This window comes from Fulvimarina thalattae (assembly GCF_040239565.1).
Classification (GTDB): Bacteria; Pseudomonadota; Alphaproteobacteria; order Rhizobiales; family Rhizobiaceae; genus Fulvimarina.
In genome coordinates this window covers 61,876-83,034 of record NZ_JBEHWS010000012.1, presented here as the reverse complement: position 1 = coordinate 83,034, position 21,159 = coordinate 61,876, and the positions used below count along the sequence as shown (strand labels likewise).

Sequence of the window (21,159 nt, the reverse complement as noted above, 5' to 3'; positions counted from 1 at the left end):
CCGACCCTATTATGGGAGCGCGCGCCGGAAAGCGAACCACTGCCGGTCCGGCGCCTCTGCGAACTCAGGCGCGTCCGGCCTCGAAATCCTCTTGCAGCTCCTCCAGACCGATCGTACCGGCCTCATCGACTTTCGACCTGTCTTTCTCCGGGATGACGTCGTTGACCGCATCGAGACGCTTCCATCGCGCGAGCGGAGCCTCGCCCTTCTCGTCGGGCACGTGCCTTGCAGTTTCGACCCTTTGGAATTTGTGGATATAACGCGGGCAATTGACGAAGATCGCCTTCGGTTCGACCTCTGCAAAAAGCTTCGCTCCCGGATATCCGTCGTCCGCATTCGCGGGCCGCAAGCGCGCTGTGCCATTAATCCGCAAGCGCCGCGGGGTTTCGAGATCGATGAAGAGCATGCCGATCTTGCCCGACCCGTCGATGTTTCCTGCGGAGAGGAACATGCCGTTCCCATCGTAGAAGGGGAATGTCAGCAATCCGTCCTTCTCGCGGACGAAGCCCTTCGGACCCGCCTTGTAGGATACGGTCGGTTGGCCGGTCGGGTCGACGGTTGAAAGGAAGAAGTAATCCAGCGACTGAATGAAGGCGATATCGTCCTCGTTCAGCGCGTCATGGACGATCATTTCGTCCAGCCGGTTTGCCAGCGGCTCGGTTCCCTGCGTTTCCTGGATGCGCCGGTGGCACTCCTGATAGAGTTTCGACATTCGTGCCTGTCCTCCCGAATTCTCTTGTTGTGCCAGTGTCGCCGCAGCTTTTCCCTCGTATTTTCTATCGCCTGCGAAAAACGCCAACAACCACTCGATCGCTCGGCAGCTAAAACGGCGAAGGATAGCGGCCGTAGCGGCAACGGACGTGAACCTGCTGAAGGATGGCAGATGCGTCCGCAGATTTCCCTGCCTAGTCTGACCGCCGAAGGTCCCGTCAGGAGCCGATGCCAAGGACCGGGTAGAGCGAGGCAATCAGAAAGAGCGCCATCGTCACGTTGAAGATTTTCAGACGTCGGGCGTTCGACAACCATCGCCGGACCACCGTCCCGACCCAGGCCCAAAGGGAGATCGCAGGGAAGCAGACGAGGGCGAAGGCCGCCGCGACGATTGCGACCGAGAGGAGTGAGCGGTCGGGCGCATAGAGCGTGATTGCCGACAGGCCCATGGCCCATGCCTTGGGATTGACCCACTGGAACGCCGCTGCCTGAAGGAATGTCATCGGTCGGCTTTCAACGTCCATCTTTTCCGGCGGCGACGCGTTGGCGATTTTCCAGGCGAGCCAGAGGAGATAGGCAACTGATACGATCTTCAGAACAGTATTGAGAATGGGCGCAGCATCGAACAATGCCATCAAGCCCATTCCGACCAGAAAGATCATCACGGAGAATCCGATCAGGATGCCCATCATATGCGGGATTGTGCGTCGGAAGCCGAAATTGGCGCCCGAGGCCATCAGCATCAGATTGTTTGGCCCCGGCGTGATCGTCGCGGCGAACGTAAAGCCCAGAAGAGCTATCAAAACGGCCGGGTTCATCATCTCGGCTTGCCTCTCTGTGGAATTCGGCGCAATTCTAGAGCTGCAAAGTCGCAATGTGCCGTCAATTGAGCTCATCAAGCTTCAAAATTCGCAATAAATGACGACAATCGATCCAATCAGCGACCGAATATTGCGCGAACTTGTTCGCGACGGCCGACTGAGCAATGTACAGCTTGCCCAGCGTATCGGCCTCTCGCCGTCGGCCTGTCTGCGCCGGGTGCAGGAGCTCGAACGCATGGGCGTGATACGCGGGTATCGCGCCGTCCTCGACCCGGAGCGTATGGGTCGCGGCTTCGTTGCCTATGTCACGGTCGGTCTGTCGCTGCATACCAAGGCGGCGCAGGAGGGGTTCGAGCGCGCGATGGCTGGTGCGCGCGGTGTGGTCGAATGCCACAACATCGCCGGTGCCTTCGAATATCTCATGCGGGTCGAGAGCGCCGATCTCGCCAGCTACAAGCGCTTCCACACCGAGATTCTCGGCACACAGGCGAATGTCAGCGCCATCACCTCTTATGTCGTGATGGGATCACCTAAAGACGAGCGGGCCACCTGAATGTGATGTCGGCTGACGAACGTGATCCGCTTCCGCGCTTGAAGCCGGCTCATCCGACTGATATCTTTGGAATTGTCCAAGGGGAGTTCCGGCAGAGGAACTGAGAGGCCGCTATCAACGCGCGGCGACCCGTAGAACCTGATCCAGTTCGTACTGGCGTAGGGATGGAAGAAGGCCGCGGGTCAAGTCTCAGCCTCGTTTCCGAAGGCATTTCGCGGCAGCTTTTCGATCACCGATGACAGCACTGGATCTCCAACGCTTCGACCCTCACCGGTCCGCAAAAGGAGAGCCACTACATGAATGCCATCACGCCGACGGTCACCGCGGGGCCGCTCCAGGCATCGCGCAAGATCTATCTGTCCGGCACAGCCTATCCGGACATTGCCGTTCCGCTTCGTGAGATTGCCGTCCACCCGACGGCTGGCGAGCCGCCCGTGACGGTCTATGATTCTTCCGGCCCTTACACCGATCCGAATGCCGCGATCGATATCGCGAGGGGCCTGCCGCGCAACCGCGCCGAATGGGCGAGAGGCAGCGGCGATACGGAGGAATACAAGGGCAGGGCCTTGCGGCCGGAAGACAACGGTAATCTGCCTGAAGACAAGATCACACCGGCCTTTCCCATTGTTCACAAACCGCTGCGCGCCAAGGACGGCAAGGCCGTGACGCAGCTCGCCTATGCCCGCGCCGGGGTCGTGACGCCCGAAATGGAATTCGTCGCAATACGCGAGAATTTGGGCCGTGCTTCGTTGAAGGAGGCGCTGGCACGCGACGGTGAGCCCTTCGAGGCCGAGATCCCTGATTTCATCACGCCCGAATGGGTGCGCGACGAGGTCGCGTCGGGCCGCGCGATCATCCCCGCCAACATTAACCATCCGGAACTCGAACCGATGGCGATCGGCCGGAACTTCCTGACAAAGATCAACGCCAATATCGGCAATTCGGCCGTTACCTCCTCCATGGCGGAAGAGGTCGAGAAGATGGTCTGGGCTATCCGCTGGGGCGCGGATACGGTGATGGACCTGTCGACGGGCCGCAACATCCACAACATCCGCGACTGGATCATCCGCAACGCCCCTGTGCCTATCGGCACAGTGCCGATCTATCAGGCGTTGGAGAAGGTCGACGGCATCGCCGAGAATCTCACCTGGGAGGTTTTCCGCGATACGCTGATCGAGCAGGCCGAGCAGGGCGTCGACTACTTCACCATCCATGCCGGCGTTCGCTTGCATCATATTCCGCTCACCGTCGATCGCGTCACCGGCATCGTCAGCCGAGGTGGCTCGATCATGGCGAAGTGGTGCCTGCACCATCACCGCGAGTCGTTCCTCTACGAGCATTTCGACGAGATCTGCGACATCTGCCGCGCCTATGATGTCTCGTTCTCGCTCGGCGATGGCCTGCGCCCCGGCTCCATCGCAGACGCCAACGATCGCGCCCAGTTCGCCGAACTCGAAACCCTCGGCGAACTGACGAAAATCGCCCGGGCGAAAGACTGCCAGGTGATGATCGAAGGCCCCGGCCACGTGCCGATGCACAAGATCAAGGTGAACGTCGAAAAACAGCAGAAGCTCTGCGGCGATGCCCCGTTCTATACGCTCGGGCCGCTCGTCACCGACATCGCACCGGGATACGACCACATCACGTCAGGCATCGGCGCGGCGATGATCGGCTGGTTCGGCACGGCGATGCTCTGCTACGTGACCCCGAAGGAGCATCTGGGACTGCCGGACCGCGATGACGTGAAGACCGGCGTCATCACCTACAAGATCGCGGCGCATGCGTCGGACCTCGCCAAGGGCCATCCGGCGGCGCAGGTGCGGGACGACGCCTTGTCCCGTGCCCGCTTCGAGTTCCGTTGGGAGGATCAGTTCAACCTTTCACTCGATCCCGACACGGCGCGGCTCTATCACGACGAGACCTTGCCGAAGGAGGCGCACAAGACGGCGCACTTCTGCTCCATGTGCGGCCCGAAATTCTGCTCCATGCGGATTTCCCACGACATCCGCTCAGAGGCCCAGAAGGAGGGTATGGAGAAGATGGCGCAGAAATATCGCCAGGGCGGCGACCTCTATATGCCGGCTGACGAGGCCGCGGCGAAGACGAAACCTGCGGAGTAGTCTCATGCGGATATCCGTCATCGGAGCAGGGGTCGCGGGGCTCTGCGCCGCCGTGACCCTCGCCGAACGTGGGGCCCGCGTGACAGTCCACGAAAAGGCAGATGCGCTCGGTGCTCAGGCGGCATCCTGGCTCGCCGGCGGCATGCTGGCGCCCTGGTGCGAGACCGAAAGCGCCGACCGCGGCATCGTCGATCCGGGTCTTGCCGCGATCGACTGGTGGGCCGAGCGTGTGCCGGACGTGCGGCGCACCGGCACGCTCGTTGTCGCGCCGGCCCGCGATGCGAACGAACTCAGCCGTTTCGCGCGACGGATCGGCGATCAAGGCACGCGTCTCGACGCCGAGGCGGTCGATGCGCTGGAGCCGGACCTAGCCGGGCGCTTCCGGCAAGGGCTGTTCTATGGCGACGAGGCCCACCTCGATCCACGTTCTGCGCTGGAAGCATTGGCGGTGCGGCTGCGCGATGTTGGCGGCGAGATACGGTTCGCCTCGCAGCTCGAGCCGACCGACGCCGAAGGAGATGTCGTCATCGACTCCCGGGGCATCGCGTCTGAGCAAAACGAACTCCGCCCCGTGCGCGGCGAAATGCTGATCTTGCGGACAGGCGAGATCACGCTTTCCCGTCCTGTCCGCCTGCTCCATCCGCGCATGCCGGTCTATGTCGTGCCGCGGGCCGAGGGGCGCTTCATGGTCGGAGCCACGATGTTGGAAAGCGGTTCGATCGCAGGGATGACGCTCCGCTCTGCGGTGGAACTCATGAACGCGGCCTATGCGATCCATCCGGCTTTCGCCGAGGCTGAGGTCGAAGAAATGAGCGCGGGACTTCGGCCGTCGTTCTCTGACAATCTGCCTCGGGTCACGCGATCTGGTCGGATCGTTTCGATCAACGGCCTCTACCGCCACGGCTTTCTCCTAGCACCCTCTTGCGCGCAGAAGGCGGCGGACCTCATCTTCGATCGAATGGATCAGAAGGAGAATACGGCATGAGGATCGTTCTCAACGGCGCGCCTGCCGAAATCCAAGCCGATACCCTGGACCGGGCGCTCGACGAACTGGGCTATGGCGATGCGGTGGTTGCGACCGCACTCAACAGCGACTTCGTGCCCAAGCCCATGCGCAGTGAGACACACATCGCGGAAGACGACCGCATCGAGATCATCGCTCCGATGAAGGGAGGGTGACGCCATGGATATCTATGGAGAAACCTTCGCCAGCCGACTGATGCTCGGCACGGCACGCTATCCTTCGCCCGACATCCTGAAGCAGTCGATCACCGCTTCGGGTGCGGAGATCGTCACGGTTTCCCTTCGCCGCGAATCCGCGAACGAGCGGGCAGGGCAGGCCTTCTGGAACCTGATCCGCGAAACTGGCGTCCGGGTCCTTCCCAACACGGCCGGCTGCCACTCGGTTCGCGAGGCAGTGATGACCGCTCAGATGGCGCGCGAGGTTTTCGGCACGAATTGGGTCAAGCTCGAGGTGATCGGCGATGCCGATACGCTTCAGCCGGATCTCTTCGGGCTCGTCGAGGCGACCCGTATTCTCAGCGACGAGGGCTTTCAGGTGCTCGCCTATACGACCGAGGATCTTGTTGCCGCCGACCGTCTGGTCGAAGCCGGTTGCCGCGTACTGATGCCTTGGGGGTCGCCGATCGGCTCGGCGCGGGGGCTCAACAATGTCTATGGACTGCGAGCGATGCGGGCGCGCTTTCCCGAGGCAACGCTTCTCGTCGATGCCGGTATCGGCGTTCCATCCCATGCCGCGCAGGCTATGGAACTCGGCTATGATGGCGTGCTTCTGTCCTCGGCCGTCGCGCTCGCCGGCGATCCGGTCGCCATGGCCCGAGCCTTCCGTCTTTCGGTCGAGGCCGGCCGGCTCGCCTTCGAGGCCGATCCCCTCCAGCCGCGCGACATGGCCGAGCCCTCGACGCCGGTTCTCGGCCTTGCGAGTTTTGCCTGATGCGCCTCGATCCGTTCTATCTCATCGTCGACAGCGCCGACTGGATCGATCGGCTCGTTCCTCTCGGTGTGCGGCTGGTGCAGCTGCGCGTGAAGGATGAACCCGAAGCGACCCTGCGGGCCCACATCCGGCGGGCCAAAGCCACATGTGACGCTTACGGCTGCCAGCTGATCGTCAACGACTACTGGGAACTCGCGATGGACGAAGGTTGCGACTTCGTCCATCTCGGTCAGGAGGACCTCGCCGGCGCGGACCTATCTGCCATTCGAAAGGCCGGTCTCAAACTTGGCGTCTCGACCCACGACGAGACCGAGCTTTCAACGGCGCTCGCAGCAGATCCGGATTACGTCGCCCTCGGGCCGATCTGGCCGACGATCCTGAAATCCATGAAGTGGGCGCCACAGACGCCCGAAAAGCTCAACCTCTGGCGCCGGGAGGTGGGCGATATTCCGCTGGTCGCCATCGGCGGCGTCACGGTCGAACGCCTGCCGCAGGTCTTCGCCAACGGCGCCGATATCGCAGCCGTGGTCACCGACATTACGCGAAATGCCGATCCAGAGGCGCGAACGGCGGAATGGATTGCTGCGACGAGGGGAAGCCGCGAATAGGCGTTGCCAGCGATCCTTGTTTCACATTCGACCGCGATGCGTGACCTTACTCCATCCCGGCCGGCCGCTCGATCTCGAATTGCAACGTATCGAGAACCTGATCGTACTTGTCGAGCAACTCCATGCGATCCCGCCCGCCGATATAGACGTTGGCGAGTTCGAAGCTGTAGCTGTCCTGATTGGCGAGTTGGCCCAGGTCGTCGCCCTTCTTCACCATGATCTGAACACGGGTGTCCTTCTGCCTGGACTGGATGCGATCCAACGCATTGCGGGCCGGCACATAGGTGACGAGCCCGGGATCGAAGGCGCGCTTGAAGAAGTGGCCGGCCACGTTCCACGAACCGCCGCGCTCCAGCGGCTTCGGCTTGCGGCCGAGCGCAAGATCGAGAACCGTGGCGAAGTGGGAGCGCCCGTGCACCTTGTGGAAGAGGTCGGCATGGGACTGCGAAGCGCGCGGATTGATCTCCAGAAGCCAGACGACGTCGTTCGATTGATCGTAGAAGAATTCGACGTTGAATGGCCCATGCGTATAGCCGATCTGCTGGATGACCTGCCGCGTCACGTCGATCATCCGATGCTGGATTTCGAGCGGCAACTGCGAGGGATATTCGTAGCGCGCGAAGGATGACGAACCCGTCTCGCGCACTGAATCGACGACGCCATAGACCGCGACCCGACCATCGAACGCATAACCTTCCAGCGTGCACTGGGCCCCGCCGATCGAGCTTTCGGCGATGAAGTTCTCACGCATCCCCGTCAGTTCGTCCGGCATGTCGAAGGCGCGCATCGTCTCGACGAACGGATCCGTAATGGCGCGGCCCTTTTCGCGGCAGATCTCCATCGTCTCGTTGAACTGGCGCTCGTCGGTGATCTGATAGGCGAGATAGGAGCGGAACGACTTGACCGGCTTGATCCAGAACGGCGGCATCAGACCGAGCTTGCCATATGCCTCTGGGTCGTGTGGGTCGAAGGCGTGAAAATTCGGAATTGCATCCGGCACGACCTTCTGCTGCTCCATGCGCGACCAGTATTTGTGCTCGCACTTGAACATCGCCTCGACCGGCGGGCCGGGAAGCTCGAAGCGCTCGGCAAGAATCGCTGCGATCATCGTGCCGGGAAAGTCCCAGAAGGACGTGACACCAGCCGGACCGCCGGGGGCTTCCGCCATGCGGGAGGCGGCGAGTTCGATCAGGGCCGAAATGTCCGCGTCGGGATCGTCACGCATCTCGCCATAAGTCAGGGCCGGCACGAAGTCGAACTCGCTCGCGTGCGGCAGTGCTTTCAGCGTTTCCAGATTGAACTCGTCGAGACCGACGAGGAAGATTTGGCGTTTGGTCATGAAGTCCTCCCTCTATTTTCAATTGCGGCGCAGGAAGACCATGTCAAACCAGCTTGCGCGGGATTGTCTCGTCCCAGGAGCGTGCGAAGACACGCGCCTCTCCCTCATAGGCGTCTAGCGAAGCGCGGATGAGAAAAGCATCCTTCGTTGCCGTCAGTGTCGTGCGTGTGACGGTCTCGATCTGCCATTTGCCCCGTTCGAAGCCACGCTTCTGAACGACCGTTCCGCGAATGGAGGCATAGTCGGTCCCGGTATAGGTGTAGGTCTCGCGCGCCTCCCTGCGCACCGTCAGATCGATATCCTCGAAACGCTGAAGCGGATCGATATTGACGATCTCCGCTTCCACGCGGTTCGTGCCCATTCCGAGCGTGACGTTCCAACTGCGGTCCGCCGGCGCGAGCATCGTGGCTGGCGGTCCTTCCGCATTCGCCGGCTCGCCGAGATCGCGCAAAGTCTCCTCCTTCGGTTCGCGGACGGGCAGGACCAGCCGGCTGTGCTCTGGATAGAGCGTGAGACGCGCCGGCTCGGGCGCAGGCCAGGCGAGCGGCCAATAGGAGGTCGAGACCGCGAGCCGAATACGATGGCCCTTCGGAAAGCGCTGGGCGATGTTGTTGAGGTCGACGGTAACCCGATAACGCTTACCCGGCTCTAACGGCGTCGGGTATTCGTGGCTTTCGTAATGGCAAAGATTGAGGATGCCGAAGGAGACGCGGGCCGAGCGATCGTCGGGCGCGACGGCGCAAAGCCGCACCGCGACCTGCGCTACCGGGCGATCGACCACAATCTCCAGTTCGGCGCGCGGCGCGCCGAGGATTTCCAGATCGTCCTCCAGCGGCTCGGTGTCGAAGAGGATCGCGCCGCCATCCTCCATGCGCTGGTCCCAGGGAAGATCGGTGTCTTCGGCGTAAGAGCACCATTTGCCGGCGAAGAGCCCGACCGAGAGCGGCGAGGAGATCGAGAGGGTTTCGAGGTTGCGTCGGTCCTCGCGGCTCTGGAAGAGCCAGCCATTGCCGGTGGGATGGAAGGCGCGCTCCTCGACGAGCGGCGAGGGCCAGACGTCCTCGCCGACCCAGCGGCCTGGGGCGGACGGCGTCATGGGCGAGGAAGGCTCCGCCATCCAGGCGCGCAGCATCGGTTCGTCCTCGATGCCGTTCTCGTCGCCCTTCAGCCAGCGGTCGAACCAGCGCATGGTTTCGCCGAGGAAATCGATCGCCGGGCCGGGTCCGCCCTGATGCGGATATTTGTGCCCCCAGGATCCGACAATCGCCCGGCGCGGCACATCGAGTTTCTGCATCAGGCGGAACACCGGATTGGTGTAGCCGTCGCGCCAGCCGGAGACGGCCATGACCGGCACGTCGATTCGCGAATAGTCCTCGCAGACCGAACCGGATTTCCAATAGGCATCGCGGTGCGGATGGCTCATCCATTCCTTCAGCCAGAGGCCCGAGCCCTCCAGCCGTTGAAGCCACATCTCGCGCCACTTTTCGCCGACGATCTCCGGGTCCGGCGGGCAGGAGTTGAAGGCGAACATGTTCGAGGCCCAGGACAGATTGTCCGTCAAAAGACATCCGCCCATGTAGTGGACGTCGTCGGAATAGCGGTCGTCTGAGGAGCAGACGGTGACGACGGCCCCGATCTGCGGCGGGCGGAGCGCGGCGAGCTGGAGTCCGTTGAATCCGCCCCAGGAAAGCCCGTACATGCCGACCTTGCCATTCGACCAGTCCTGCGCCTCGATCCAGGCGAGAACGTCGAGCCCGTCGGTCATCTCCTGAGGAAGATATTCGTCGGTGAGGACGCCTTCGCTGTCACCCGAGCCGCGCAGATCGACCCGGATGCCAGCATAGCCATGCGCTGCAAAATGGGCGTGCATCTCGTGATCGCGCACCCGCTTGTTGTCGCGCCGGCGATAGGGGATCATTTCGAGGATCGCCGGAACGCGCCCGCTCTCTTCCGGCCGCCAGATCTTCGCGGCAAGGCGTATACCGTCGCGCATGGCGATCCAGACGGTTTCCTCGATGATGATATCGGCCATCGCCCTCAGCTCCCCGATTCAGACGGGTCCTGTAAAAGTCGTATGGTGGGAATTTATCAAGGGCGGGCAGGCGCTTTCGGCGCGAGGCGATGCGAGAATGCCGGCCGACAAACTCGATTTGCAGCTCTCTGTCGGGCGCGCGCCGACGCTCCCGCGCCACGTTTCGCGGCCGGGCCTCGCGGTGTCGGATCCTCGTCATCGCGCGCCGTCTTCGGTGACGGGCTTGCGCTGCGCCGGAGGCGAACCTCCGAAAAGGTAGTATAGTCTGGCTCGCCTCCGGCGCAGCCGCACGGCGTTTTGCGGAACCCGTTTCACCTGAAAGAGCGGAACCCCGATTGCGGGGCGGGCGCGATGGGAAGCCGGCTTGCGCCAATAATCGCCATCGGCTCTCGAAGATCCGACCGGCATCGCCCCGCAACGAAACCCGCGACGCGTCCAAAGCGGACGAGGCGGGATTGCGGAACGGCGCGGACAGCGCTTCGTCCATTCTTTCGCGGTGGCTGTTGGCGTTTCACGCCGGAGACCAGCGTTCAAGCGGACCAATCCGCGCCCGCCTCATAGTGGGCGAGGAGCCAACGGAGCCACGGGCCGTCCGAGTCGCCACACCTCTCCGGAAGAGGCACGCGCCGCGGACGCCGTCCACAGCCCCAGAGCGATCCCGGCGATCGTTCCAGCCCGTTCGGGGCCGCGGTGAGGGGAGTATGGGGGATCGCGTCAGAGTGGGGATAAGTTTTCATAGTTGAGGGCATGGCCGCGACGGTATCCGAGTCGCTCTCCCTCCGCCTTACCCGCGTCCAACATGAAAGCCCGCCTAATCTTCGCTGGCAGGGAGCTACCGGTTTCGCCCTTCATGGGCGAGCCTTGGTCGTTCCCCACGCAGACGCCGAGCGTCAGGATATTGCCCAAGCCGACGAACCAGGCATCGCGTGGTTCCTGACTGGTTCCGGTCTTGTCCGCGCGCATCCTGCGTCCGGCCGAAACCGGGCGCAATCTCGACGCGCCGCTTTTCTCCGCTCAGACGTTGAACTTGAACAGCATCACGTCGCCGTCGGCCACCACATATTCCTTGCCTTCGTCGCGGGCCTTGCCGGCGTCCTTGGCGGGGACTTCGCCGCCGAGGGTGACGTAGTCGTCATAAGCAATGGTCTGGGCGCGGATGAAGCCTTTTTCGAAGTCCGTATGGATCACGCCGGCCGCCTGCGGGGCTTTCGCGCCCTTGTGGACCGTCCAGGCGCGTGTTTCCTTCGGGCCCGCGGTGAAATAGGTGATGAGGTCGAGGAGATCGTAGCCGGCGCGGATGAGACGGTCGAGGCCGGGTTCGGTGAGGCCCATGGTCTCTAGGAATTCGCCGGTCTCCGCCTCGTCGAGCTGGGCGATCTCGGCCTCGATGGCGGCCGAGATGACGACCGCACCCGCACCCTGGGATTCGGCCATCTTGGCGACGTCGGCGGCGTGGTGATTGCCGGTGGCAGCGTCGCTCTCAGCAACGTTGCAGACATAGAGGACGGGCTTCGAAGTGAGGAGATTGAGGGCGCGAAGCGTCCGCCGATCCTCCGGATCGAGGTTTTCCACGATCGTACGAACGGGTTTGCCCTCGTTCAGGGCTTCAAGCGCCTTTTCCATCACAGGAAGCTGGGCGAGCGCCTCCTTGTCCTTGCCGGTGGCCTTCTTGCGGGTGTTGACGACGCGGCGTTCGAGGCTTTCGAGATCGGAGATCATCAACTCGGTCTCGACCGTCTCGGCGTCGGCTACGGGGTCGATCTTGCCTTCCACATGGGTGATGTCCTCGTCCTCGAAACAGCGCAGCACGTGGACGATGGCGTCGACCTCGCGGATATTGGCGAGGAACTGGTTGCCGAGGCCTTCCCCCTTGGACGCACCGCGCACAAGGCCGGCGATGTCGACGAAGGTGATGCGCGTCGGGATGATATTTGCCGACTTCGCAACGCCGGCGATGTTCCTAAGGCGCGGATCGGGTACCGCGACGTCGCCGGTGTTCGGCTCGATGGTGCAGAACGGATAGTTCGCGGCCTGTGCGGCTGCGGTCTTGGTAAGCGCGTTGAAAAGCGTCGACTTGCCGACATTCGGCAGGCCGACGATGCCGCATCTGAAACCCATGGGGTCGATCCTTCGAAATCATGTTTCGGGCGCGGAAAGGGGGAGGGCGCACCCACGCTGGTTGACGCGCTCAATGCAGCGCAATCAACGGCGGGTCAACATTTCGAAGGCTGGAAGAGTTCGGGCGGGGCTTATTCGCCGGAATCGCCGGGCTGCATGCCGAGGGCCTGCAGATAGAGGTCGAGGATCGCCTCCTGCTCCTGCCGCTCGTTCTGATCCTGCTTGCGGATCGAGATGATCTTGCGCAGCACCTTGGTATCGAAGCCGGTGCCTTTTGCTTCGGCATAGACGTCCTTGATGTCGTCAGCGATTGTCTTCTTTTCTTCCTCCAGCCGCTCGATGCGCTCGACGAAGGAGCGGAGGTGGTCGCCGGCAACGGCGGTAACGTCGGACATCTGAAAAAATCTCCAGAAAAAAGTGAGCAATAGGGACACGGGTGAGCGCTGGGCATGCCGCGCGAGGAAACTTGCCGCGAGGTCTAGCCGCGCGGCCGGTTCCTGCCAACAGGTGGCATCACAGGGTTAACAAGCGATTAGCCTCAAACCGCTGGCGGAGCAATTCGCGGCTGCGGCGTCAGTGCTGCGGCTTGCTGGTTTCGAATGTGGTCTGGCTCTCGGCCGACGCCTCGCGCTGGTGCTTTTCGCGCCATTCGTCGTAGGGCATGCCGTAGACGATCTCTCGGGCCTCGTCCTTCGTGAGGTCGTCGCCGCGGGCGTTGGCCGCCTCCTGATACCAGCGCGACATGCAATTTCGGCAGAAGCCAGCCATATTCATCAGATCGATGTTCTGGACATCGGTGCGTTCGCGCAGATGATCGCGAAGTGCGCGGAAGGCGGCGGCCTCCAGTTCGATGCGGCGGGCGTCATCAGATTGATTTTCGGTGGCGGACATTGGCGTGTACCCCTTGCGTGCTGGCTCTCTATCGCGCCATATCGCTTTCGGACGCTGCGGCTTCAAGGTTTGCGGCGAGCCGCGCCGCGCCGAAGGGTCAGGCCGCGGCTAGGAAAGGATGGGATTCGTTCGCCCTGTGATCGTTTTGACAGGATTCCACGCTATGCCAACGTCGCATACCACGACCACACCGGATGAAGGCGCAAACCATATGCCAGAGGCCTCGACCGCTGACGCTGTGCCGAAAACCTTCGGCGCGACGCGGGCGCTTCTTTTGGGCGCGCTGACGCTTGGCGCCTCCGCATTCCTGGGAGCAGGCGAGGCGAAGGCCGATTTTCGCGTCTGCAACGGGACGTCGAACCTCGTCGGCGTCGCCATCGGTTATCGCGCCGAGGCCGGGTGGACCAGCGAGGGCTGGTGGCGTATCCCGGCCGAGAGCTGCAAGCCGCTGATCACCGGACAACTGAAGTCGCGCTACTACTATCTCTACGCCGAAGATGCGAACGGCGAAGCTCGCTGGGCCGGTGAGATCAATCTGTGCGTGGCGGAAAACGAGTTCAGGATCGCCGGGGTCAGCGAATGCCTCAAGCGCGGCTATCAGCGCATGGGCTTTCGCGAATTCGACACGGGCGAACAGGAAAGCTGGATGGTCCAGCTGACCGAACCGCCGCGCAATAATACGGAGACTGAATGAGACGGAACCGAAGCGTAAAGATCCTCGCGACCCTCGGGCCGGCCTCCTCGGAAGAGCACCAGATCGCCGAGCTGCACAAGGCCGGCGCGGATGTCTTCCGCATCAATATGAGCCATTCGAGCCATGATCTGATGCGCGAGTTGGTGGCGCGGATCCGTAAGGTGGAATCCGATCTCGGCCGCCCGATCGGCATTCTTGCCGATATTCAGGGCCCGAAACTGCGCGTCGGCAAGTTCAAGGACGGTTCGGTCGAGCTCGACATCGGCCAGGAATTCACCCTCGACGACAACGACGAGCCGGGCGACAACACGCGTGTCCATCTTCCGCATCCGGAAATTCTCGAAGCGGTCGAGGTGGGCCATCGCCTGCTGATCGACGACGGCCGTCTCTTTCTCGAATGCATCGAGACCGACGGGCGGATGGTGAAGACACGGGTCGTTGCCGGCACAAAGATTTCCGACCGAAAGGGCGTCTCGCTTCCCGATACGACGCTGAAGACCGGTGCATTGACCGAGAAGGATCGCTCGGACCTCGACGCAGTGCTCGAAGCCGATGTGGACTGGGTCGCTCTCTCGTTCATCCAGCGCCCGAGCGATGTCGCCGAGGCTCGCAAGATCGCTCGTGGCCGCGCGCTCCTGATGGCGAAGATCGAGAAACCTCAGGCGGTGGAGCGGCTCGACGAGATCATCGAACTCTCCGACGCGATCATGGTCGCGCGGGGCGATCTCGGCGTCGAGCTGCCGCTCGAAGAAGTGCCCGGCATCCAGAAGCGCATCACGCGCGCCTGCCGCCGCGCCGGCAAGCCCGTGGTCGTCGCGACGCAGATGCTCGAATCGATGATTTCGGCCCCGGTGCCGACCCGCGCCGAGGTATCCGACGTTTCGATCGCGGTCTTCGAGGGCGCAGACGCGGTGATGCTCTCAGCCGAATCGGCTGCCGGCAAGTATCCGACCGAGGCGGTCGCGACCATGGACCGGATCGCGGTTCAGGTTGAAAAGGACCCGCTCTATCCGGGCATCATCTTCGCCCAGCGGCCGGAGCCGGAGGCGACGGGGGCCGACGCCGTCTCACTCGCGGCGCGGCAGATGGCCGAAACGCTCGATGTAGCCGTCATCGTTACCTACACCGCGACCGGTACGACCGGTCTGCGAGCCGCCCGCGAACGCCCGCGTATCCCGCTGCTCGCTCTTTCGCCGATCACCCGTACCGCCCGGCGGCTCTCGCTGGCTTGGGGGCTGCATTGCGTGGTGACGGAAGATGCCCAGGATCTCGACGACATGGTCGACAAGGCCTGCCGTATCGCGGTCGAGCAGGATTATGCCGTGGCCGGCGAGAAACTGATCGTCACAGCCGGCGTCCCGCTACGCCAGCCCGGGGCGACGAACATGCTGCGGATCGCCTATATCGGCTCGGACGGCTTGTCGGCCGTCTGACAAGCTCCGGCAACACCGTTCGTGGGTGCGCGTGCCGGTGGGCGTGCCCACTCGTCGGCGACGGCCGCGCGTCTGACCGCAAGCTTCGTCGATCCCCTTGCCCTTTTGGCGCCGTGGCCTTAAATCGCGCCGGAACTTTGATCCCGCCAATCAGGAAAGAAGGCAGCGGAGAGGCTAATGGCCAAGAGCAAATTCGAGCGCAACAAGCCGCATGTTAACATCGGCACGATTGGTCACGTTGACCATGGCAAGACGTCCCTGACGGCAGCGATCACGAAGTACTTCGGCGACTACCGCGCCTATGACCAGATCGACGCGGCTCCCGAGGAGAAGGCGCGCGGCATCACGATCTCGACGGCGCACGTTGAGTACGAGACGGAGAGCCGTCACTATGCCCACGTCGACTGCCCGGGCCACGCCGACTACGTGAAGAACATGATCACGGGCGCTGCCCAGATGGACGGCGCGATCCTCGTCTGCTCGGCGGCCGACGGCCCGATGCCGCAGACCCGCGAGCACATCCTTCTCGCCCGCCAGGTCGGCGTTCCGGCGATCGTGGTCTTCCTCAACAAGGTCGACCAGGTCGACGACGAGGAGCTTCTGGAGCTGGTCGAGCTCGAGGTTCGCGAGCTTCTGTCGTCCTACGAATTCCCGGGCGACGACATTCCGATCGTCAAGGGTTCGGCTCTCGCGGCTCTCGAAGACTCCAATAAGGAGATCGGTGAGAACGCGGTTCGCGAGCTGATGAAGGAGGTCGACGCCTACATCCCGACGCCTGCGCGTCCGATCGACCAGCCGTTCCTGATGCCGATCGAGGACGTGTTCTCGATCTCGGGCCGCGGCACGGTTGTGACGGGCCGCGTCGAGCGCGGTGTCGTGAAGGTCGGCGAGGAAGTCGAGATCGTCGGCATCAAGGACACGCGCAAGACGACGGTGACCGGCGTCGAGATGTTCCGCAAGCTGCTCGATCAGGGCCAGGCTGGCGACAACATCGGTGCTCTCATCCGCGGTATCGACCGTGAGGGCGTCGAGCGTGGTCAGGTTCTGTGCAAGCCGGGTTCGGTGAAGCCGCACACGAAGTTCAAGGCCGAGGCCTACATCCTCACCAAGGACGAGGGCGGCCGTCATACGCCGTTCTTCACGAACTACCGTCCGCAGTTCTACTTCCGCACGACGGACGTGACGGGCGTGTGCACGCTGCCTGAAGGCACCGAGATGGTGATGCCGGGCGACAATGTGACGATGGACGTGACGCTGATCGTTCCGATCGCGATGGAAGAAAAGCTGCGCTTCGCGATCCGCGAAGGCGGCCGCACCGTCGGCGCAGGCATCGTCGCGAGCATCGTCGAGTAAGACGATCGAGAGACGCCTGAAGCTGTCAGCAGCAAATAGACATGATCACAACGGGTCTTAAAACCCGTTGTGCGGTCGGTGCCGACAGCTTTCGGCAAACATCCAGTTAGGCGAGAGCGGGTCCTTTGCGACCCGCTTTCTGCATTGACCGACCGCAAACATTCCTGCGAATGCGTTGAGTCTGGCCTCGCTTGTACAAGCGTATTAGAGCGCGGGAGAGTTATTAGATGCAGCTCAAACCCACCGTTGTAACTGGTGTTGCTGGGTTCGTCGGCTTCCATCTCGCAAAAGCGATAATCCAAAGCGGCGGAAGCGTCGTCGGCCTAGACAATCTGAACGACTATTACGATGTCGGCCTCAAGGAAGCCCGGCTGAGCGAACTCTTACAGTTCGAAAGTTTCCGGTTCGAACGGCTCGATCTTGCCAACGCCGATGCCGTTGCGGCGCTTGTTGCAAAGACGAAGCCGGAAGTCGTCATCCATCTCGCCGCTCAGGCGGGCGTTCGCTATTCCATCGACAATCCTGGCGTCTATGCACAGTCGAACCTAGTCGGCTTTTTGTCGGTACTGGAAGCCTGTCGCGCTACGCCCGTTCAACACTTGGTCTATGCCTCCTCCAGTTCCGTCTACGGCACGAACAAGAAGGTGCCCTTCAGCGAGGATGACCCGGTTCTCGAGCCCGTCTCGCTCTATGCGGCGACCAAGCGCGCCAACGAGATGATGGCACGCACATACGCGCATCTCTATCGGATTCCGATTTCGGGACTGCGGTTCTTCACGGTGTACGGACCTTTTGGCCGTCCCGATATGGCATATTTCGGCTTCACGAAGGCGATTACCGAAGGACGGCCAATAAACCTCTTCAACAACGGCCAGATGCTGCGCGATTTCACGTATGTCGACGACGTGATCGAGGGCATCCTGCGGCTCGTCGAATATCCGCCGGGAAGCAACGAGGCTGCACCTCTCGATAGCGGTGGGGCACCTCATGCTATCTACAATATCGGTAACAATAAGCCGGTAGAACTTTCACGCTTCGTCGAGGCGATTGAAACCGCATTGTCGGTGAAGGCGGAGCGTAATTACCTTCCCATGCAGCCCGGCGACGTGCCTGCGACCTTTGCCGATATCCGGCGTCTCGAAAGATTGACCGGCTTTCGGCCACGTACGTCAATCGAGGACGGGATCGCCAAATTCGTCGAATGGTATCGCGGATATTATAGCGGAGGGCGTTCCGCCTAACCCTGAATCAGGTGGGTGAGCGGCCGGTTTTTTCGGTAATTCCCTCACGGAGCGCGGTCAGCCACTGATCGCAGATAGCGTCCTCCGAAAAAAGCTCCTGATAGAGGCGCTGGGCGGCTGACCCGATGCGCTCAGCGTCGCTGCGGTTCGATACAAGACGACCGACCGCATCGGATAGAGCGGCAACATCATTGACCGGCACAATGAGGGAATCGACATCGTCGGTCAGGAACCAGCTGACGCTTCGGCCGTCGGTGGTGACGATTGGTTTCCCGGCCGCTGCTGCTTCCAAAAGTGAATTACTCGTGCCCTCGCCGCGGGACGGTAAGACGAAGATATCGGAGGCGGCGAGAAGTGCCGGAATATCGCGTCGCCAGCCGAGAAATTCGACGCGATCCGCTACGCCTTCCGTTCGCGCGAGGTCCTGGAGCGAGGAAAGCTCCGGTCCTACACCAGCGATCCAGAGATGCGCATCGACAGCTTTCAGGCTGCGGATCAGGACGTCGAAACCCTTGATCGGATTGAGTCGTCCCGATGCGAAGAGCAGAGGCCGGGTTATCGCACTGCGGTCGACAGGACGGAATTCCGGCAGGTCGATGAAGTTCGCGATCATGCGCGCGTCCGGCCGGTTCGCCTTGACGGCGTGTTCGACGAGGTCCGGCGAATTGGCGATAACCATGTCGCACCGGCGGAAGTTCTTCAGGTTATAGGGATTGCCAATCCGGCCGACGGTCAGATGCCTGCCGCCAGGCAAATTGCGGCCGGCTCGGTTCATCCACGCCACCGCTGCGTCAGGTTTTTCCCTCATGAATAGATATCTGAGGCGGGGAAGCGTCAGGAGCTTCGAGATGGTGTCGAAGCGCATTGTTCGGAACGGTATACCATGTTCCGCAAGATAGGCCTCGTGTTCTGCTTTCGGTGTGAGGACGACGAGCTGCGGGTGTCCACGCCTCTGCAAGGCGTTCGCGAGGCGCAGCAGAAACGTCTCGGCGCCGCCAAGCCCGCCATCGATCATGAGATGGATGATCTTCAAGGGATATCTCGCCGGTTCACTGCCGTCTCGTCCATGCTGGTCACTGCGTGTTCTGTCGGTATCGCCGGAAGCCATGGTTGACGCAACGAAGCCAGAGCAGCTTTTCTTTCACTTCACGAAATTGCTTCCCCAGTCCTATGCCTGCGTGAAGTGAGGCTTGCACGTATCGCCGCATGGCCTTCCGCCTCATATCTTCGGATACGAAGCGAACTTTCGTTTCGGTCAGTTCGAGGTTCATCTGCCGGATGCCGAGTGGACTAGTCCGCATCTTCCGGTCGCCCGCGAGCGTAAGGCCGGATGCCTGATATTCCTTGTACTGCAACACGCGATTGACGAAGCGCATTTCGTACTCCTGGGCGATCCGGTTCCAGACGAGGCTCGGAGGGCAATACTTCTCGCCGAAATCGGCAAACGGAAAGAGCCGTCGAACATCGGTCCGAATAAGGTGGCAGGACTCACCGGCAAAGCCGTGCTTGGATTTGATCTCGATCGTGTTGCCGTCGAAGACGTCGCTCGGATAGGGCGTGCAGGCTAAGCTCCCGTCGGGTTTGGCGCACAAGGCCCAGAGACCGGCAGTATTGCTCATTTTGTCTTCGGGAACAGCTTGCCACAGATCGTGCGCGGCAAGCAGAGCATCTTCGACGAGCCAATCGTCGGAATCAAGGATCATGAAGAGCGGTGCTCTAGCTTCCGCGACACCGCGATCAATGGCGATGTGCCGTCCGCTGTTGGGTTGACTGAACGCTCGAATTTCGAAGTTCGCCTCCTTCTTCCATCGCGCGATCAGATGCGGTGTATCATCGGTCGAGCCATCGTCGACGATGATCCATTCGAAGTCGCGGAATCTCTGCCGCCGTATGCTCTCGTAGGTGCGCGGCAACAAATCCGAGCGATTGAAGGTCGGTGTGAAGAGGGTGAGGAAGGGAGCGTTGGACATTCAGACGAAAAACCGCGGTTTTCCAAGGAAGGGAGCCCCCGATGACGCCGCGATCTCCTCGATCCCCTCAAGAGCGTAGCTGAGGGTAAAGCGTTCGTCCACGAGGGGTGCCGTTTCGTAGGGTGTTTCGAGGACGTCTTTGAGGTTTTTTGCGAGGGCTTCCGCATCGCCAGTCCGAGAGAGCCAGCGCGCATAGGGGCCGGTAAGAATTTCGCTGGGGCCCGCCGGGCAATCGGTCGAAACGACCGGCGTTCCGCAGATGAGTGCTTCTGGGAGGACGTTCGGAAACCCCTCGCGGTCCGAGCTGAGAATGAGGGCCGACGCAGCGGCCATGAACGGGAACGGGTTCTCCCGGAAACCTGCGACAACGACCCGCGATTCGCTCGTACGGTCGGCGATCATCTTCTGGAGTTCGGGCGATGGCGGCGTAAGGAGTACGAGTTTTTCCGGCCGGCCGGAACGCCGATATGCGTCGAAAAGGACGTCGTAGCGCTTCGCCGGCGCAAATCTGCCGACATGCAGGATGAACGGCCCGTTCGGCAGATCGGACGGTATATCCGCCCGCTTCGACCGAATTGCTTCGATGTCGTAGGCATTATAGATTATTCGAGATTGCTCGGGCACTGCGCCGAGCAGCGCGAGGTCGTCGACGACGCCCTGTGAAACGCCGATGACCTTCCGGCCATCATACAGATTGCGGAAGAAGCGTGCTCGTCTCTTTCGCCGCCTCTCCGATCGCGAGTCTGCAAGAACTTGTGAGGTCGCGATGTGGATCCAGTGATGGGCACCCTCGATCCCGGCCATGCGCACGATACGATCGGTCGTCGTCAAGGACGACGACACGAAATCGATGCGCTTGCGGTCGTTCTCGCGAGCGAACCAGCGGCGCAGTTTCAGGGCTAGCTGCAGTCTCGTCGCGTAATGAGCAGGATAGACGGACGGCGCACCGGGAAGGCGGGTGACGCGGACGGATGGAGGGATTTCGCGGTCGCACCGCCGGGTAAGCGATAGGACCTCGACTTCATGCCCACGCTCGGCCAAGCCTGCGGCAATTCTCAGCCGGCTGCCGGAGGGCCCGTTGCCCGAGAGTTCGGATATCGCAAGAACGAAGCGCATACAGGTCCTTCGTGGCGGATCGGCCCGGATGAGCTCAATTTGCGGGCACCGCGCTGCGCCGGTTCTCGAAATGCGGGCCGCCACAGTCCGTGCCGGATGGTACTGCAAGCCTCGCCTCAGCCGCCGGATTCAAAGCTCGAAACCGGGCGCGCTGCAGACTTGCATCAAAACTTTCTTCGGTGGCAATACGAGAGCCTCCGGTCCC

Annotated in this window: 20 protein-coding genes and 1 riboswitch; of the genes, 10 read left to right on the top strand and 10 right to left on the bottom strand. The window is 62.0% G+C overall.

The genetic code is table 11. The features are described 5' to 3' along the window. Nucleotides 1-64 precede the first annotated feature (64 nt). Both ABRA89_RS15160 and ABRA89_RS15155 read right to left on the bottom strand, forming a co-directional pair. Nucleotides 65-712: a pyridoxamine 5'-phosphate oxidase family protein gene (locus ABRA89_RS15160; protein WP_349942327.1), complete on the bottom strand. Its 648-nt coding sequence runs from the start codon at nt 710-712 to the stop codon at nt 65-67. Nucleotides 713-929: 217 nt separating this feature from the next. Then, nucleotides 930-1,529: a LysE family translocator gene (locus ABRA89_RS15155; RefSeq protein ID WP_349942377.1), complete on the bottom strand. Its 600-nt coding sequence runs from the start codon at nt 1,527-1,529 to the stop codon at nt 930-932. 100 nt (nt 1,530-1,629) lie between these two features. Between ABRA89_RS15155 and ABRA89_RS15150 the strand changes: the two genes are divergently transcribed. The 6 genes from ABRA89_RS15150 (at nt 1,630) to ABRA89_RS15125 (ending at nt 6,767) form a co-directional block, all read left to right on the top strand. Continuing rightward, the gene (locus ABRA89_RS15150; protein ID WP_349942326.1) at nt 1,630-2,085 is read left to right on the top strand and encodes an Lrp/AsnC family transcriptional regulator; all 456 of its coding nucleotides are present in this window, start codon (nt 1,630-1,632) and stop codon (nt 2,083-2,085) included. A 69-nt stretch (nt 2,086-2,154) separates the two neighbouring features. Beyond that, a riboswitch (TPP riboswitch) is annotated at nt 2,155-2,267 on the top strand. Nucleotides 2,268-2,381: 114 nt separating this feature from the next. Then, nucleotides 2,382-4,205 (top strand): phosphomethylpyrimidine synthase ThiC, encoded by a 1,824-nt coding sequence (thiC, locus tag ABRA89_RS15145; protein ID WP_349942325.1) that lies wholly within the window; start codon nt 2,382-2,384, stop codon nt 4,203-4,205. A gap of 4 nt (nt 4,206-4,209) precedes the next feature. Continuing rightward, the gene (gene thiO / locus ABRA89_RS15140) at nt 4,210-5,190 is read left to right on the top strand and encodes a glycine oxidase ThiO (RefSeq protein ID WP_349942324.1); all 981 of its coding nucleotides are present in this window, start codon (nt 4,210-4,212) and stop codon (nt 5,188-5,190) included. After that, nucleotides 5,187-5,384, top strand: coding sequence for a sulfur carrier protein ThiS (gene thiS / locus ABRA89_RS15135; RefSeq protein WP_349942322.1), 198 nt, complete (start codon nt 5,187-5,189; stop codon nt 5,382-5,384). The genes thiO and thiS overlap by 4 nt, the downstream gene beginning before the upstream one ends. 4 nt (nt 5,385-5,388) lie before the next feature. Further along, complete coding sequence (locus ABRA89_RS15130) at nt 5,389-6,159, top strand: thiazole synthase (RefSeq protein ID WP_349942321.1); 771 nt, start codon at nt 5,389-5,391, stop codon at nt 6,157-6,159. Beyond that, nucleotides 6,159-6,767 carry a thiamine phosphate synthase gene (locus ABRA89_RS15125; protein WP_349942320.1) on the top strand — a complete coding sequence of 203 codons (609 nt, stop codon included), beginning with the start codon at nt 6,159-6,161 and terminating at the stop codon, nt 6,765-6,767. Before ABRA89_RS15130 ends, ABRA89_RS15125 begins: the two co-directional genes overlap by 1 nt. A gap of 46 nt (nt 6,768-6,813) precedes the next feature. Here the strand turns inward: ABRA89_RS15125 and ABRA89_RS15120 are convergent, their stop codons facing one another. From ABRA89_RS15120 to ABRA89_RS15100, 5 genes are all read right to left on the bottom strand, one after another. Next, nucleotides 6,814-8,106: an ATP-grasp domain-containing protein gene (locus tag ABRA89_RS15120; RefSeq protein ID WP_349942319.1), complete on the bottom strand. Its 1,293-nt coding sequence runs from the start codon at nt 8,104-8,106 to the stop codon at nt 6,814-6,816. Between the two features lie 43 nt (nt 8,107-8,149). Beyond that, entirely contained in the window at nt 8,150-10,138 is a 1,989-nt protein-coding gene (locus tag ABRA89_RS15115) for a CocE/NonD family hydrolase (protein ID WP_349942318.1), read from the bottom strand. 1,014 nt (nt 10,139-11,152) lie between these two features. After that, nucleotides 11,153-12,256, bottom strand: coding sequence for a redox-regulated ATPase YchF (gene ychF / locus ABRA89_RS15110; RefSeq protein WP_349942317.1), 1,104 nt, complete (start codon nt 12,254-12,256; stop codon nt 11,153-11,155). 131 nt (nt 12,257-12,387) lie between these two features. Further along, the gene (locus ABRA89_RS15105) at nt 12,388-12,651 is read right to left on the bottom strand and encodes a DUF2312 domain-containing protein (RefSeq protein WP_346221635.1); all 264 of its coding nucleotides are present in this window, start codon (nt 12,649-12,651) and stop codon (nt 12,388-12,390) included. Between the two features lie 178 nt (nt 12,652-12,829). Further along, a complete protein-coding gene (locus ABRA89_RS15100; RefSeq protein WP_349942316.1) occupies nt 12,830-13,147 on the bottom strand; it encodes a DUF1244 domain-containing protein in 318 nt (105 codons plus the stop codon). Nucleotides 13,148-13,358: 211 nt separating this feature from the next. On the opposite strand from ABRA89_RS15100, the gene ABRA89_RS15095 reads away from it, so the two are divergent. The 4 genes from ABRA89_RS15095 (at nt 13,359) to ABRA89_RS15080 (ending at nt 17,868) form a co-directional block, all read left to right on the top strand. After that, nucleotides 13,359-13,841 (top strand): DUF1036 domain-containing protein, encoded by a 483-nt coding sequence (locus ABRA89_RS15095; protein WP_349942376.1) that lies wholly within the window; start codon nt 13,359-13,361, stop codon nt 13,839-13,841. Next, complete coding sequence (pyk, locus tag ABRA89_RS15090) at nt 13,838-15,274, top strand: pyruvate kinase (protein WP_349942315.1); 1,437 nt, start codon at nt 13,838-13,840, stop codon at nt 15,272-15,274. Before ABRA89_RS15095 ends, pyk begins: the two co-directional genes overlap by 4 nt. 177 nt (nt 15,275-15,451) lie before the next feature. Next, nucleotides 15,452-16,627 carry an elongation factor Tu gene (gene tuf / locus ABRA89_RS15085; RefSeq protein WP_349942301.1) on the top strand — a complete coding sequence of 392 codons (1,176 nt, stop codon included), beginning with the start codon at nt 15,452-15,454 and terminating at the stop codon, nt 16,625-16,627. Nucleotides 16,628-16,854: 227 nt separating this feature from the next. Beyond that, complete coding sequence (locus ABRA89_RS15080; protein ID WP_349942314.1) at nt 16,855-17,868, top strand: NAD-dependent epimerase/dehydratase family protein; 1,014 nt, start codon at nt 16,855-16,857, stop codon at nt 17,866-17,868. A gap of 7 nt (nt 17,869-17,875) precedes the next feature. Here ABRA89_RS15080 and ABRA89_RS15075 read toward each other — a convergent pair whose 3' ends face one another. From ABRA89_RS15075 to ABRA89_RS15065, 3 genes are read right to left on the bottom strand one after another with little or no spacing between them, the layout of a single operon-like run. After that, the gene (locus tag ABRA89_RS15075; protein ID WP_349942313.1) at nt 17,876-18,901 is read right to left on the bottom strand and encodes a glycosyltransferase; all 1,026 of its coding nucleotides are present in this window, start codon (nt 18,899-18,901) and stop codon (nt 17,876-17,878) included. A gap of 40 nt (nt 18,902-18,941) precedes the next feature. Continuing rightward, complete coding sequence (locus ABRA89_RS15070) at nt 18,942-19,838, bottom strand: glycosyltransferase family A protein (protein ID WP_349942312.1); 897 nt, start codon at nt 19,836-19,838, stop codon at nt 18,942-18,944. After that, the gene (locus tag ABRA89_RS15065; protein WP_349942311.1) at nt 19,839-20,954 is read right to left on the bottom strand and encodes a glycosyltransferase; all 1,116 of its coding nucleotides are present in this window, start codon (nt 20,952-20,954) and stop codon (nt 19,839-19,841) included. Between the last annotated feature and the right edge of the window lie 205 nt (nt 20,955-21,159).